The following is a 14,479-nucleotide window of genomic DNA, read 5'->3' on the forward strand; positions in this document are numbered from 1 at the left end:
CGCAGCCCAGCGGTACGTGTTCGTTGCACCACGCGGCCGGAGGCGGGTGGTGCTTTGTTGAAGGCGCAGACGCGACACATTCGGCACGAAGCCAGGCGCGGCAAAATGCCGCCCTGACGGTTCAGCCGATAAATGTATCCATTTGTGACGGCAAATGAAACCGGTTTCAGCCTACCTGTGCTCAGTCTTCACCTCTGTCGTTGCCCGAACGGCTCACGTCTTGATGCTCAGATCGAGCAGCAGCGCTTCGATACCCGGCTCGCTGCCAGCGAAGCTCTCGACCAGTTCCGCAAAAGGTCGCGTCCCTCCCGATGCCAGAATCAAACGTTCGAAATCCCCGCCGACCTGACTCGAGAACAGCCCCTCACGCTTGAAGCGGGCGAACAGATGAGCGGCCAGCACCTGCGCCCAGACATAGCTGTAGTACCCGGCGGCGTAGTCGGCACCGGTGAACAGATGGGCGAAAGTGTTGAGCCAACGAACATAGGGCGGATGACGGACGATCTGCGTCTGCTCCAACACCTGTTCGCCAATCTGCTGCGCCGACAGGGTGTCGCTGTGGCTGTGCAGGCGATAGTCGACCAGAGCGTATTCGAGTTGCCACAGCAGGGCTTGGGCACGAAAGCGCGCCTGGGCGGCGAGCGCCCGCTCGACGAAGGCGGTACCGATGGCTTCGCCGGTCCGGTGATGTCGCGACATCGATTGCAGAACTTCAGGCTGCATGGCCCAGTGCTCGAACACGCCGCTGGGCAATTCCACCGCATCTTCGGCCACGCCCTTGATGCCAGAGACGCTGCCATGGTCGATGCGGGTCAGTACATGGTGCAGCGCATGCCCCAGCTCGTGGAAGAACGTCTGGATGTCGCCCAGGCTCAGCAGGCAGGGAAACGCTGGCGTGTCGGCGGCGAAATCACACCCCACGTGGGCGATGGGCAGCTGCAGCCGACCATCGGCGAAACGGTGGCGGTCACGCAGGGCTTCCATCCAGGCACCCGCGCGTTTCTTCGGCCGAGTGTGCAGGTCCAGGTAGATATGGCCCAGAACCTGTCCCTGCTCGCTGAGTTGAATCAGGTGCACCGATGCAGGCTGGCGCGGTGCTGGCGGGCATTGCAGCCACTGCACGTCGAACAGCTGCTCGAGCAGACGCTGCAGCCCATCGAGCACCGCCTGCACGGGAAAGTACTCACGCACCTTGAGCTCTGTCACCCCATGATGGATCTGCAGGTATTTCTCCTGATAGTAATTGCAGTCCCAGGGCTGCGGCGCCGGCACTCCGAACAGCGCGGCCAGTTCCTGCAGCGGGGCGAACTCCGCCTGCGCCGCAGGGCGGACCTTGTCGATCAATTGCAGCAAGAGCTGCTCCACGTCCGCGGCCTCGTCGAACATGCGCGTGGCCTGGGCCAGCGAGGCATAGCTGCGATAGCCACCCGCTTCGGCCAGCTCGGCGCGGGCGGCAAGGATGCGTTGCAGCACCGGTCCATTGTCATAGGTTCCGGCCTGCGGGCCTTGCTCCGAAGCCTGGGTGTAGAAGGCGCGGTAAACCTGCTCGCGCAGCGCGCGGTCATGAGCCTGGCTCAATACCGCCAGCACCAGCGGCAGCTCCAGTGGCAGCCGCCAGCCCGACTGGCCGGCCTCGCGCGCGCATAGCGCCATGCTGGCAAGTACCGCGGGAGCAATGCCTGCCAGGGCGGTTTCGTTGTCGAACGCCAGGGCCCCGGCTTCGCTGGCTGCACTCAGGTTGTCGGCAAAGGTTTGGTACAACCCGGCCAGCTCCATCTGCAGACGCCCAATGCGCTTCTGGATCGACGGCTGTGTGCCTACCCCGGCCAGGCGCGAAGCACGCAACGCATGGTTCAATGCAGCCTGCTGGGTCGGATCGAAATCGAGCGCCTGCGGGCTCTGCTGCAACAGCTGCAGCACAGCATGCACGGTACGGTTGTGCTTGATGGCCAATTCATAGGCCTGTACTCGTTTGCGACAGCGCGCATAGGCGTCGATCACCGCGAGATGGTGATGGCGACTGAGCAATTGTTCGGGCTGCAGCACCGCCAGCAGGCGTTGGTGCATGTCTTCCAATGGCTTGACCAAGCCTTCCCATGTAGGTGCCGCGAGCTGCTCGGGGAGCAATTGCGCCAGCTGCCGGAGGTTGGTCTGGATCACATGCTCGATCGCCGGCTCGACGTGTTCGGCCCTGATCAAGTGGTAGGGGATCACATCGTGATGGCCCAGCAGGGGGTTTTCGGCAAGCAGGGCGGGGAGTGCAGCGAGGTGCGCAGCGGTCATGTTCGATTCCTTGAATGACGCCTGAGTGGCGCGCCAGTCTAGGAACGGGAACGAAGCATGACGTGGTAGCCGGCTATTGCCGTCGGCCTGCCCTTGCGGCAAGTCGGCGGCACGCCTGGCTCAAGGCTTCTTGAGCTTGGGGTTGGGAAAGAACTGCACCGGTTGCGACGTGGGCCGGGCAACCTTGACGGCGACCTTGTTGACCCGCGTGCCCAGCTCGCTGGGCACCGACTGGCCCTGCGCGTTCAGCGTGTCGCTGTAGCCACAGGCCACGCACTCGCGATGCGGGACTTCGTCGACGCTCCACATCATCAGCTTGTCCGGCTCGCTGCACGCCGGGCAGACGGCCCCGGCGATGAAGCGTTTCTTGGTGATCATGCTGCCGCTTCCTCGCTCAACCCGCTGTGGCGCAGCAGCGCATCGATGGAGGGCTCGCGACCGCGAAAGTCGACGAACAGCACCATCGGTGCCTGCGACCCACCACAGGCCAGAATGGCTTCGCGGAACGCGCGGCCAGTGTCGGCGTTGAGCACGCCGTCTTCCTCGAACTTGCTGAACGCGTCGGCCGACAGCACTTCGGCCCACTTGTAGCTGTAGTAACCGGCCGCGTAGCCGCCGGCGAAGATGTGCGCGAAGCTGTTGGGAAAGCGGTTGTAGGCCGGTGGACGCATGACCGAAACCTCGTCGCGGACACCGTCGAGCACTTCCATCACGCTGCGGCCGTCGCCGTGGGAGGCATGCAACTCGAAGTCGAACAGCGAGAACTCGATCTGCCGGACCATCATCAAGCCGGACTGGAAGTTCTTCGCCGCCAGCATCTTCTCCAGCAGGTCCTGGGGCAATGGCTCGCCGGTTTCGTAGTGACCCGAAATCAGGGCCAGGCCTTCGGGTTCCCAGCACCAGTTTTCCATGAACTGGCTGGGCAACTCGACTGCGTCCCACGCCACGCCGTTGATACCCGAGACGCCCACATGCTCGACCCGCGTCAGCAGGTGGTGCAGGCCATGGCCGAACTCGTGGAACAGGGTGGTGACTTCATCGTGGGTCAACAGCGCGGGCTTGCCGGCATCGGCCGGGGTGAAATTGCACACCAGATTGGCCACCGGGCTCTGCAACTCGCCGGCCTCGGTGCGACGCCGGTCGCGCGCGCCGTCCATCCAGGCGCCGCCGCGCTTGTTGGCGCGCGCATAGAGATCGAAGAAGAAGCGGCCCACGTGCTGGCCGTTTTCCTTGATCTCGAACAGGCGTACGTCGGGGTGCCAGGTGTCGAACCCTTTCTGCTCGGCGATCTCGATGCCGTACAGGCGCTGCACGATGGCGAACAGGCCGCCCAGCACCTTGTCGATGGGGAAGTAGGCGCGCAGCGCCTCTTGGGAAACGCTGTAGCGCTGTTCGCGCAGCTTTTCGCCATAGAAGCCGCTGTCCCAGCTTTGCAGGTCGGCACAACCCTGTTCGGCGGCGTAGGCCTTGAGCTGTTCCAGATCCTGGGCCGCGAACGGCTTGCTGCGCTGAGCCAGATCACGCAGGAAGGTCAACACCTGATCGGTCGATTCGGCCATCTTGGTGGCCAGGCTCAACTCCGAATAGCTGGCGTAGCCCAGCAGCTGCGCCAGCTCCTGGCGCAGGTCGAGGATCTCGCGCATCACCGGCGTGTTGTCGTTCTGGCCAGCATTGGGGCCTTGGTCCGACGCGCGGGTGCAGTAGGCCGCGTAGAGTTCTTCACGCAGGGCACGGTCGTGAGCGTAGGTCATGACCGCGTAGTAGCTGGGGAACTCGAGGCTGATCAGCCAGCCGTCCAGGCCCTTGGCCTGCGCCGCCGCAGCCATCTGCGCCTTGGCCGAGTCGGTCAGCCCGGCCAGGGCCGCTTCGTCGGTAACATGCTTGGTCCAGGCCTGGGTGGCATCGAGCAGCTGGTTGGAGAAACGGCTGCCCAGTTCCGAGAGCTTGCTCTGTACCTGTGCGTAGCGCTGCTGCTGATCCACCGGCAAATCGATACCAGACAGGCGGAAATCGCGCAGCGAGTGCTCCAGAATGGTTTTCTGGGCAACGTCGAAGTTCGCAGCTTCAGGGCTGTTGGCCAGGGTTTCGAAAGCCTGGAACAGTTCGCGGTTCTGGCCCAGCTCGGTGGAGTAGGCACTGAGCGCTGGCAGGCACGCTTCATAGGCCTGGCGCAGTTCGGCACTGTTGCACACGGCATTGAGGTGGCTGACCGGGCTCCAGGCGGCGCCCAGGCGGTCGTTCAGCTCGTCCATGGCCAGCACCAGGCCGGCCCAGGTAGGCTGGCTGCCCTGGGTTTGCAGAATGTGGGCAATGGCCGCGCGGTTGTCGGCCAGGATCTGTTCAATCGCAGGTTGTACGTGCTCGGCACGGATCGCCGAGAACGGCGGCAGGTCGTAGGACTGCAGAAGGGGATTCGCGCTCACGGTTAAACACCTTGGCTATTGAAGAAACACTGGGACATCTTAATTACAATTGCGATTCACCGCAGCTATCAACAACACAGAGGATGCCTATCGTGGCTATTCGCACATTCCAGCAGCATACGCCGCGCCTTGGCGAACGCGCCTTCGTCGACCGCTCGGCGGTGGTCATCGGCGACGTCGAGATCGGCGCCGATAGTTCGATCTGGCCGCTGACCGTGGTGCGCGCAGACATGCACCGCATCCGCATCGGCAAGCGCACCAGCGTGCAGGATGCCAGTGTGCTGCACATCACCCATGCCGGCCCGTTCAATCCGGACGGTTTTCCGTTGCTGATCGGCGATGATGTCACCATTGGACACAAAGTCATGCTCCACGGCTGCACCCTGGGCAATCGCATTCTGGTCGGCATGGGCAGTACCGTCATGGACGGCGCGGTGGTGGAAGACGACGTGATCATCGGCGCCGGCAGCCTGGTAGCACCGGGCAAACGTCTGCAGAGCGGCTTCCTGTATGTGGGCAGCCCGGCCCGCCAGGCCCGGCCACTGACCGACAAGGAACGCGCGTTCTTCACCTACACCGCAGGCAACTACGTGAAGCTCAAGGACCAACACCTGGCCGAAGGCTTCGACAAGGACTGATTCCGTGCATTATCAAAACATTCTGTTCGACCTCGACGGCACCCTGACCGACCCGCGCGAGGGCATTACCCGCTCCATCCAGTATGCCTTGGCCAAACTGGGCATAGACGAACCCGACCTGCGCAACCTGGAGCATTTCATTGGCCCACCCCTGCTGGAGCAGTTCATGCATGCCTATGGTTTCGACGAAGCCCGCGCCTGGCAGGCAGTGAATTACTACCGCGAGCGTTTCCGCGTCACGGGCCTGTACGAAAACCAGATCTTCGCCGGTGTCATCGCGCTGCTCGAAACATTGCAGGCGCAGGGCCGGCATTTGTACATCGCCACGTCCAAACCCTGGGAGTTCGCCCGGGAAATCGCCCGCCATTTCGATTTCGCCAGGCACTTCAAGGTCATCTACGGCAGCGAGCTCGACGGCACGCGAACCGACAAGGTGCAACTGATCGCTCATATCCTCGAGCAGGAAGGGCTGCAGCCGACGCAGACCTTGATGATCGGCGACCGCAAGCATGACCTGATAGGCGCCCGCCTCAATGGCCTGGATTGCGCGGCGGTGGGCTATGGGTTCGGCTCGCGGGAAGAGCTGGTCCTGGAAAATCCGACGTATCATTTCGACACGTTGCAGGCGCTGCATGAGGCGTTTTTGCAAGGCGCGGGATGATGCGGTGAAGGCGCGGGCCTCTTCGCGGCCAGTGGCCGCTCCTACAGGGGTTCGTGCAGCGGTACAGATACCGGGTTACGCAAGGCCTCGTGTAGGAGCGGCCAGTGGCCGCTCCTACGGGGATTCGTGTAGCGGTATAGATACCGGGTTACGCAAGGCTTCGTGTAGGAGCGGCCAGTGGCCGCGAAAGGGCCCGAGAAACCACTGCAACCTTCATCTGCCCAACCGATTCAACTCGGTCCTGCGCTGGTCCATCGGCAACTTGCCCAGCTTTTCCGCTTGGGCATAGAACGCCTGCCAATCACCATTGACCTGCCGGAACAGGCCGGCGAACGCCGGCACCCATTGGTCGTACAATCCGAACGGCAGCAGCTTGGCATTGTTCATCGGCCCGTTCATCCAGGCATCGAAACGCCGGTCGCCACCCCAGCGTCCATCGCGCAACTGGCGATACTCGCGGCGCAGGTGCTCGAACTCGGCAGCCTTGCCTGCGCGCATGGCCTCCGCCGACAGCGGCTGTGCGTACAGCGCACCCAGGCGTTCGCGGGTCTCGAGCACCAGCCGGGTGAACTGCTCACGTTGTAGTGCAGGTGTGCCTGCCGCCTTTGCCAAACCGCGCCAGGCCCGCCACTGCCGAGTGCCCTCCTGCTCGACGAAGGTGGCGAAGGACTCGTTGAACTCGGTATCGTCCTGCACATACACGCGCTGATGCGCCAGCTCATGGAAGATCAGCGTGGCCAGGCGCTCGTCGCCCCAGCCCAGCATGGTGTTGAGAATCGGATCATCGAACCAGCCCAAGGTCGAGTAGGCTTCGACGCCGCCGATGTACACATCCCGGCCCGCCAGCTTCTGCAGCGCCGCTTCGCCCCGCGCGCCGGACTGGCTGTAGTAGCCGCGGTAGGCAACGCACCCCGCGATGGGAAAGCAGTGGGTCAACGGGGCGAGGGAAAACTCGGGCGTGGCGAACACGTTCCACACCACCAGCGGCCGACCGATGTCGGCATACAGCCGATAGCTGCGGTTGTCCGGCAGGTGCAGATGCACGCTGGCGAAATCGCGAGCGGCCTGGGCACGCTGCAACTGCTCGCGCAGGCGCGGGTCGCGCGCGGGGTCTGCGATGATCCGCGTGACCGGCTCGCGTGCCTGCAACAGCTGCCACTGGCCCTGTATCAGCTGGCCGTAATAGCCGACGCTGGTGCAACCGCTGAGCAGGAACAGCAGGCACAGGGGAACAAAAGCGCGCAAACCGCGGTCGAGTGCGGCAAGAATGGAACGACGAACAACAACGAATTCATGCATGTGGTTTTCCATGGCCAGGCCCGCCAGCGAGCAGGTGTTATCGGCGCTGACCCTGCATCTTACGATCCCATCAGGAGAATTCCATGCGCGCATTGATCATTGCTGGCGGCATGCTGGCCCTTGCCGGCTGCGCCGGTCTGCCCGACCCGGACCCCAACCAGGCCTGGATCGATCTGCAGGCCAAGGGGCACAACGCCCTGCAGGCGACCCAAGTCGACGAGCGGGAATGGGGCGACACCCGCTATTTCGAAGTCGAACCCGGCAGCCATGAGCTGACCGTGCGCTTGCAGTTCCCCGTGCAGCCGACCAACATCGGCCCAGTCCCCGCGCCGCTGTGGCGCAACTGCGAACTGAACCTCACCTATGCCGGCTTCGACGCGGGGCAGCGGTATTTCCTGGAAGCCGGCAGCGTCGGCTTTCGCCCGTGGGCCAGGCTCTACGACGAGCAGCGCAAACTGGTAGGCCAGGCGCAACCTGCGGGCTGCCAGAGCGCCTGAGCACTGGCCTGAACATGGCCACCGTCGGCGGCGACTCGCAGCGCCGACGCAAAGCTTCTAGACTCGACCATTGTCCTGCTCACTTTCTTCCTGCAGCCAAGGAGCTTCCATGCGCGCCCTGCTCGCCCTGTTGACCCTCGCCATGCTGGCCGGCTGCGCCAATCCGCCGTTGCCGGCCGTTGACCCTGGCAAGGCCTGGATCGAGATGTTCACCACGACCGGTCGCCTGGTCATGGCAGAAAGTCTGGATGGTCGCAAACTCAATGACGGCCGCTACTTCCAGGTAGATCCGGGCAGCCATGAGCTGGAAGTGCGTTTCGACTACGAAATGTACGCCGGTGGCGGGCTGGTCAACGACCCGTTCGACCGTACCTGCTACTTGACCGTGCGCTATGACGGTTTCAAGGCAGGTCAGCGCTACCGCCTGGAGGGCAGGGCGATTGCCATGCAGGCCAGTGCCCGTTTGTACGATTCGAACCGGGAGATTGTTGCCGAAGACCGGGCGATTCACTGCATTCCCTGAATCCACGCGCAACGGTGCACCACTGAATCACAGCAGCGGATGCTGCGGGATCAGGTGTCGTTCTTTTGATAGATGATCTTGCGCATGCCGTTGTCGCAGGAACCCACCACCATGCTCGGGTCCTTGGCGTCCAGATTGTCGACGATTTCCAGGGTGTAGGACGCAACGCCTGCCGCCTGGATCTTTTTTTCGATCTCGGCCTTCAATTCTTCGCACGAAACGGGTGCAGCCGACGCCGAGGTTGCCAGGACACTGCATGTCATCGCCAAAATGAATCGTTTCATGGGCAATTCTCCAGGTGAGTGAGCAGTGTACGGCAACCGGGCGCAACCCTACCTCAAGATTCCAGCTTAGCGTCCAGGGTGATCTGGGCGTTCAGCACTTTCGACACTGGGCAGCCTTCTTTGGCCTTGTTGGCCAGTTCTTCGAACTTCGCCTGGTCGATGTTGGGGATCTTCGCCGACATGGTCAGTTTGATGGCGGTGATCGCGAAACCTTCGCCTTCCTTGTCCAGCGTGACCTCGGCCGTTGTATTGATCTGGTCTGGCGTGAAGCCTTCGCCACCCAGGATCATCGAGAAGGCCATGGAGAAACAGCCGGCATGGGCCGCGCCGATCAATTCTTCAGGGTTGGTGCCTGGCTGGCCTTCGAAGCGGGTGTTGAAACCATAGGGATTGCTTTTCAGGGCGCCGCTTTGCGTCGATATCTCGCCCTTGCCGGTTTTCAGATCGCCTTTCCAGACAGCCGATGCGGTTTTCTTGATGCTCATAAAGCCTCCTTGATGGGCGCGACGGGTTCGCGCGGTGACAAGTGTTCAGAGGCCATGGCGCGAGGCAAGTTCAGCGCCGTTCTGACCGCTGGCTATTGAATCCGAACCATAAGCCCATATTGATTACACACTCGGTAGCAAAGATGCGCGGGGCATCCCACCTGCCACATACCCACAGGATGCCAATGATCATGACTGGTTTGACCGATACGAAATACTCCGTCCTCGACCTTGTACCGGTGCGTGCCGACCACGGCCCGGCGCGGTCGCTGCACAACGCGCTGGACCTGGCACGCCACGCCGAAGGCTGGGGCTACAACCGTTTCTGGGTGGCCGAGCATCACAACATGGACGGGATCGCCAGCTCGGCGACCTCGGTGCTGCTGGGCTATCTGGCGGGGGGCACTTCGTCGATCCGCGTCGGCTCTGGCGGGGTGATGCTGCCCAACCATGCGCCGCTGGTGATCGCCGAGCAGTTCGGCACCTTGGAAAGCCTGTATCCGGGGCGCATCGACCTGGGCCTGGGCCGCGCGCCGGGGTCGGACCAGATGACGGCGCGCGCGTTGCGCCGTGAGCGCTCCGGCAGTGCCGACGATTTCCCCGACGACGTCCGCGAGTTGATGGCCTACCTGGGGCCACGCACTCCGGATCAGAAGGTGATTGCGGTGCCGGGCAGCGGCACCGACGTGCCGGTCTGGTTGCTGGGCTCCAGCTTGTTCAGCGCGCAGCTGGCCGGTATGTACGGCCTGCCGTACGCCTTCGCTTCGCATTTCGCGCCGCGCTACATGCATGAGGCAATCCGGGTCTATCGCGCTCACTTCCAGCCCTCCGAGGTGCTCGACAAGCCTTATGTGATGCTCGGCGTGCCCTTGGTGGCAGCCGACAGCGACGAGCACGCCGACTACCTGGCAACCTCGGTCTACCGCCGCATCCTCAACCTGATGCGTGGCCAGACCCTGGTGCAGCAGCCACCCGTGAAGAGCATGGAAGGGTTGTGGTTGCCCCATGAAAAGGCCGCGGTCGGGGACTTTCTGGGCTTGGCGATGGTGGGAGGACCGGCGAAGATCCGCGCCAAGCTGGACGTGCTGAAGGAACAGACTCAGGCAGATGAGCTGATCTTTACCTGCGATCTGTACGAGCATGCCGACCGGTTGCGGTCGTATGAGCTATTGGCGCAGGTGATGCGAGGCTGAGCCTTGCACCGACCTGGTGTATTGCGGGGTTCGTTTCGCGGCCGCTGACCGCTCCTACAGGGGATTTCGTTTTCTGTGGGAGCGGGTGGCGGCTGCAATCTTCAGCGCTTGTAGACGATAGCCTTGGTACCGCCTTCACACGAACCGACTACCTGGAAACCGGCATCCGGAGTGACGTTGTCGACCACTTCCAGCGTGTAGCCCGACACGCCATTGGCGTCGATCTTCGCGGCGATTTCGCCCTTGAGTTCTTCACACGACTTGCCCGCAGCGAACGCGCCGCTTGCCAGGCTCAACAAACCCACAGCCAATAAAACTCGCTTCATCGCTTACATCCTTGGTCTGATAGTGCCGGTTTAAAGACAAACGGCGGGCCGCCTGGATTCAGGTCGACACGCCGGTAATGTGTTGTAACTCAACCTATGGCATTCGGCCAGTCGGAAGATTCCGTGTTTTCTGTCAGCTGTTCTGGATACGGAAGCCGACTTTGAGTGTGACCTGGAAATGCGCCACGCGACCGTCTTCGATATGGCCACGGGTTTCGGTCACTTCGAACCATTCCATTTTCTCGATGCTTTTGCTCGCTTCGGCCAACGCATTGTTGATGGCGTCTTCGATGGTGGTGGTCGAGGAACCTACCAGTTCAACCTTCTTGTACGTGTGGTGATCGCTCATGATGCTCTCCGTTAGGGTGGCTACTGAAGTGGTTGTCTACCTGTGTGGGGATTTCTGCGCTAAAAGTTCACACGCACTGCACTTTCATCTTGCAGCGCAGTCGGAATCTACACACGCTATTCACCACAATGAAGGAGAGTTACCCATGGCAATTTCGTCACGCAAAGCTTCGCTGCAGAGCATGGAAGCAGAAATCGAAAGCCTGCTCCGCTCCCTGGAAAGCCTGAAAGAAGATTCCACCGAGGAATCGCGCAAGGTGCTCAAGGCGCTGAAAGCCAACGCAGAATCCGCGCTGAGCCATTCGCGCAGCCTGATCAGCGACGCGTATGAAGAAGTGAAGGTCAAGACCAAGGAAACCGGTATTGCCACCCGTGACTACGCTCAGGAGCACCCTTGGGCCGCCGCTGGCGTAGCCGTTGGCGCGCTGGGCCTGATCGCCGCCTACCTGATGTGCAATCGCAACAACTAATCGACCTGGCGTTCGAGCTCCTGCGCAAGCCATAGCGCCAGCTGTCGGGCGCGCCCGTCTGCGGCGCGTCGCGGGACCCAAAGTGCCAGCCGCGCCGGGGTTTGCGTAAACCCCCATGGCGCGGCCAGGCGCCCGGCACGCAGGTCATCGACCACCAGCGGTTCGGGCGCGATGGCAATGCCCAGCCCGGCCACCGCCGCCTCCAGCAAATAATACAAATGCTCGAACCCCTGTCCCATGGTCAACGCCTCGGGATCCAGGTCGTTGCGCCGTGCCCAGCTGGGCCAGGCCTGTGGCCGCGATGTGGTGTGCAGCAACGAGTGCCCGAGCAAGTCGCTGGCCGCCCGACCCTGCAAGGCTTCGAACCCTTGGAAGCGCGGGCTGAGTACCGGGCCGATACGCTCTTCGGCCAGCTCGAACACGTCCATGTCGGCGGGCCAGGGCGGCTCGGCGAACATCAGCAAGGCATCCAGCCCGGGACGACGGGGGTCCAGGTCACCTTCGCCGGCCGAGAGGTGCAGGCGCAAGTCCGGCAGCTCGCTGTTCAGCCGACCCAATCGAGGTATGAACCAGCGCGCCAGCAAGCTTCCCGAGCACCCCAGAACGAACGGTGCCTGAGCCTGGCTGAGCTCCGTACAGACCAGACGCAAACGCTCGAAGGCCTCGGCGCTGGCATCGCGCAGTCGAATGCCAGCATCTGTGAGTTTCAAGCCACGCCCCTGCTTGACGAACAACGCGATGCCCAGATGCTCTTCAAGCACTTTCAACTGTCTGCTCACGGCACCGTGGGTAACGCTCAGGTAGTCAGCCGCCTTGCTGACGCTGTTGAGCCGGGCAGTGGCTTCGAACGCTTTGAGGGCATTCAGCGGGGGCAGGTCACGGCTCATGGTATTGTGAGAAATCCTGACAGGTTGTCGAGATCTTATCGGTTTTCTTCGATCGTTGTCGTGGGTACAGTGGCTACATCGTCATTCAATTCCCCTGGAGCTTCGCATGACCCAGACCAATCTTCGCAGTGGCCCTGACAGCAACGGCCTGTTCGGCGCCTTCGGTGGCCGCTACGTCGCCGAAACCCTGATGCCGCTGGTGCTGGAGCTGGCTCGCGAATACGAAGCCGCCAAGGCCGATCCCGAATTTCTCGAGCAGCTCGCCTACTTTCAACGCGACTACATCGGCCGGCCCAATCCGCTGTATTTCGCCGAGCGCCTGACCGAACACTGCGGCGGGGCGAAAATCTACTTCAAGCGCGAAGAGCTCAACCACACCGGCGCGCACAAGGTGAACAACTGCATCGGCCAGGTGCTGCTGGCCAAGCGCATGGGCAAGAAGCGCCTGATCGCCGAGACCGGCGCCGGCATGCACGGCGTGGCCACGGCCACGGTGGCGGCTCGATTCGGCTTGCCCTGTGTGATCTACATGGGTGCCACGGATATCGAGCGCCAGCAGGCCAACGTGTTTCGCATGAAGCTGCTGGGCGCTGAGATCGTGCCGGTCACTTCCGGTACCGGCACCTTGAAAGATGCCATGAACGACGCCTTGCGCGATTGGGTCACCAATGTCGACGACACCTTTTACCTGATTGGCACGGTGGCCGGCCCGCACCCTTACCCGGCCATGGTTCGCGACTTCCAGTCGATCATCGGCAAGGAAACCCGCGAGCAGTTGCAGGAGAAGGAAGGGCGCCTGCCCGACAGCCTGGTGGCTTGCGTAGGTGGCGGTTCCAATGCCATGGGCCTGTTCCATCCTTTCCTGGATGACAGCAGCGTGGAAATCATCGGTGTCGAAGCCGCCGGCCATGGCGTGGATTCCGGCAAGCATGCCGCCAGCCTCAACGGCGGCGTGCCCGGCGTACTGCACGGCAACCGTACCTATCTGCTGCAGGACGACGATGGGCAGATCACCGACGCGCACTCCATCTCGGCCGGCCTGGACTACCCCGGTATCGGCCCTGAACACGCTTTTCTGCATGAAATCAAGCGCGTGAACTACACCAGCATCACCGATGAAGAGGCGCTGGCCGCGTTCCACGCCACCTGCCGCCTGGAAGGCATCATCCCGGCGCTGGAAACCGCCCACGCCCTGGCCGAGGCCATGAAGCGCGCGCCAACATTGCCCGCCGACCATCTGATGGTGGTGTGCCTGTCCGGCCGCGGCGACAAGGACATGCAAACCGTCATGAGCCATATGGGCGCCCACCCGAAGGAGACACTGGCATGAGCCGCCTCGAACAACGCTTCACCGACCTCAAGGCCGAAGGCCGCGCCGCGCTGGTGACGTTCGTCACGGCGGGCGACCCAGGCTACGATGCTTCGCTGTCCATCCTCAAAGGCTTGCCGGCTGCCGGCGCCGATGTGATCGAACTGGGCATGCCCTTCACCGATCCGATGGCCGACGGCCTGGCCATCCAGCTGGCGACCCTGCGCGCGCTCAACGCCGGGCAGACGCTGGCGAAAACCTTGCAGATGGTCCGCGAATTCCGCGTCGACGACAGCACCACGCCGATCGTGCTGATGGGTTACTACAACCCGATCCACCGCTTCGGCGTCGAAGCCTTCGTGGCCCAGGCCAAGGAAGCCGGCGTCGACGGCCTGATCATCGTCGACCTGCCACCCGAGCATGATGGTGAATTGGCGACCCCGGCACAGGCCTCGGGTATCGACTTCATCCGTCTGACCACGCCAACCACCGACGATGCACGCTTGCCACGGGTACTGGAGCGCAGCTCCGGGTTCGTCTACTACGTATCGGTGGCCGGCGTGACCGGTGCCGGCTCGGCTACCACCGAGCACGTGGGCGCTGCCATAGAGCGGCTGCGTCGGCATACCGACCTGCCGATCAGCGTTGGTTTCGGCATCCGCACGCCCGACCAGGCTGCCGCCATTGCCCGCCTGGCCGATGGCGTGGTGGTCGGCTCGGCACTAGTGGACAAGATCGCCCATGCCCAGCACCACGGTCAGGCTGTGGAAGATGTGCTGTCGCTGTGCAGTCAACTGGCGCAGGGCGTACGTAAGGCTCGTGTCAGCTGAAGGTAAAGATTCCAATACAGAGG

The 14,479-nt window shown here is 62.7% G+C and carries 17 protein-coding genes; 8 read left to right on the top strand and 9 right to left on the bottom strand.

Annotation, left to right across the window (positions count from 1 at the left end; all coding sequences use genetic code 11):
* Positions 1–213 precede the first annotated feature (213 nt).
* The 3 genes from IFT76_RS15855 to prlC form a co-directional block, all read right to left on the bottom strand.
* Positions 214–2,283 (bottom strand): M3 family metallopeptidase, encoded by a 2,070-nt coding sequence (locus tag IFT76_RS15855; RefSeq protein ID WP_192059236.1) that lies wholly within the window; start codon positions 2,281–2,283, stop codon positions 214–216.
* 120 nt (positions 2,284–2,403) lie between these two features.
* The gene (locus IFT76_RS15860) at positions 2,404–2,661 is read right to left on the bottom strand and encodes a YheV family putative zinc ribbon protein (RefSeq protein ID WP_043191945.1); all 258 of its coding nucleotides are present in this window, start codon (positions 2,659–2,661) and stop codon (positions 2,404–2,406) included.
* A complete protein-coding gene (gene prlC, locus IFT76_RS15865; protein ID WP_192059238.1) occupies positions 2,658–4,706 on the bottom strand; it encodes an oligopeptidase A in 2,049 nt (682 codons plus the stop codon). The genes IFT76_RS15860 and prlC overlap by 4 nt, the downstream gene beginning before the upstream one ends.
* Positions 4,707–4,798: 92 nt before the next feature.
* Between prlC and IFT76_RS15870 the strand changes: the two genes are divergently transcribed.
* Together IFT76_RS15870 and IFT76_RS15875 are read left to right on the top strand one after the other, a co-directional pair.
* Positions 4,799–5,344 carry a gamma carbonic anhydrase family protein gene (locus IFT76_RS15870; RefSeq protein ID WP_192059240.1) on the top strand — a complete coding sequence of 182 codons (546 nt, stop codon included), beginning with the start codon at positions 4,799–4,801 and terminating at the stop codon, positions 5,342–5,344.
* 4 nt (positions 5,345–5,348) lie between these two features.
* On the top strand, positions 5,349–6,005 hold the full coding sequence (locus IFT76_RS15875) for an HAD hydrolase-like protein (RefSeq protein ID WP_192059242.1): 657 nt from the start codon (positions 5,349–5,351) through the stop codon (positions 6,003–6,005).
* A gap of 213 nt (positions 6,006–6,218) precedes the next feature.
* Here the strand turns inward: IFT76_RS15875 and IFT76_RS15880 are convergent, their stop codons facing one another.
* Positions 6,219–7,304, bottom strand: coding sequence for an aminopeptidase (locus IFT76_RS15880; RefSeq protein ID WP_192059244.1), 1,086 nt, complete (start codon positions 7,302–7,304; stop codon positions 6,219–6,221).
* 83 nt (positions 7,305–7,387) lie between these two features.
* Between IFT76_RS15880 and IFT76_RS15885 the strand changes: the two genes are divergently transcribed.
* Both IFT76_RS15885 and IFT76_RS15890 read left to right on the top strand, forming a co-directional pair.
* The gene (locus IFT76_RS15885; RefSeq protein WP_192059246.1) at positions 7,388–7,801 is read left to right on the top strand and encodes a PA0061/PA0062 family lipoprotein; all 414 of its coding nucleotides are present in this window, start codon (positions 7,388–7,390) and stop codon (positions 7,799–7,801) included.
* Between the two features lie 109 nt (positions 7,802–7,910).
* Entirely contained in the window at positions 7,911–8,324 is a 414-nt protein-coding gene (locus tag IFT76_RS15890; protein ID WP_192059248.1) for a PA0061/PA0062 family lipoprotein, read from the top strand.
* A gap of 50 nt (positions 8,325–8,374) precedes the next feature.
* On the opposite strand, the gene IFT76_RS15895 is transcribed toward IFT76_RS15890, so the two are convergent.
* Together IFT76_RS15895 and IFT76_RS15900 are read right to left on the bottom strand one after the other, a co-directional pair.
* Entirely contained in the window at positions 8,375–8,608 is a 234-nt protein-coding gene (locus IFT76_RS15895; protein WP_192059250.1) for a DUF1161 domain-containing protein, read from the bottom strand.
* A gap of 53 nt (positions 8,609–8,661) precedes the next feature.
* The gene (locus IFT76_RS15900; protein WP_122480139.1) at positions 8,662–9,087 is read right to left on the bottom strand and encodes an OsmC family protein; all 426 of its coding nucleotides are present in this window, start codon (positions 9,085–9,087) and stop codon (positions 8,662–8,664) included.
* A 197-nt stretch (positions 9,088–9,284) separates the two neighbouring features.
* On the opposite strand from IFT76_RS15900, the gene IFT76_RS15905 reads away from it, so the two are divergent.
* Positions 9,285–10,286: an LLM class flavin-dependent oxidoreductase gene (locus IFT76_RS15905; protein ID WP_192059252.1), complete on the top strand. Its 1,002-nt coding sequence runs from the start codon at positions 9,285–9,287 to the stop codon at positions 10,284–10,286.
* A gap of 101 nt (positions 10,287–10,387) precedes the next feature.
* Here the strand turns inward: IFT76_RS15905 and IFT76_RS15910 are convergent, their stop codons facing one another.
* Positions 10,388–10,612 (bottom strand): DUF1161 domain-containing protein, encoded by a 225-nt coding sequence (locus tag IFT76_RS15910; RefSeq protein WP_122480071.1) that lies wholly within the window; start codon positions 10,610–10,612, stop codon positions 10,388–10,390.
* A gap of 133 nt (positions 10,613–10,745) precedes the next feature.
* Entirely contained in the window at positions 10,746–10,961 is a 216-nt protein-coding gene (locus tag IFT76_RS15915) for a dodecin (RefSeq protein ID WP_043191958.1), read from the bottom strand.
* Between the two features lie 145 nt (positions 10,962–11,106).
* Here IFT76_RS15915 and IFT76_RS15920 point away from each other — a divergent pair, with 145 nt between their 5' ends.
* A complete protein-coding gene (locus IFT76_RS15920; protein ID WP_185794609.1) occupies positions 11,107–11,430 on the top strand; it encodes a DUF883 family protein in 324 nt (107 codons plus the stop codon).
* Here IFT76_RS15920 and IFT76_RS15925 read toward each other — a convergent pair.
* Positions 11,427–12,317 carry a LysR family transcriptional regulator gene (locus IFT76_RS15925; protein WP_192059253.1) on the bottom strand — a complete coding sequence of 297 codons (891 nt, stop codon included), beginning with the start codon at positions 12,315–12,317 and terminating at the stop codon, positions 11,427–11,429. The genes IFT76_RS15920 and IFT76_RS15925 overlap by 4 nt on opposite strands.
* 106 nt (positions 12,318–12,423) lie before the next feature.
* Here IFT76_RS15925 and trpB point away from each other — a divergent pair, with 106 nt between their 5' ends.
* Both trpB and trpA read left to right on the top strand, forming a co-directional pair.
* Complete coding sequence (gene trpB, locus IFT76_RS15930) at positions 12,424–13,647, top strand: tryptophan synthase subunit beta (protein ID WP_185794611.1); 1,224 nt, start codon at positions 12,424–12,426, stop codon at positions 13,645–13,647.
* Positions 13,644–14,456: a tryptophan synthase subunit alpha gene (gene trpA, locus IFT76_RS15935; RefSeq protein WP_192059255.1), complete on the top strand. Its 813-nt coding sequence runs from the start codon at positions 13,644–13,646 to the stop codon at positions 14,454–14,456. Before trpB ends, trpA begins: the two co-directional genes overlap by 4 nt.
* Positions 14,457–14,479 lie beyond the last annotated feature (23 nt).

Source organism: Pseudomonas sp. CFBP 13727 (assembly GCF_014841915.1).
Lineage (GTDB): Bacteria > Pseudomonadota > Gammaproteobacteria > Pseudomonadales > Pseudomonadaceae > Aquipseudomonas > Aquipseudomonas baltica.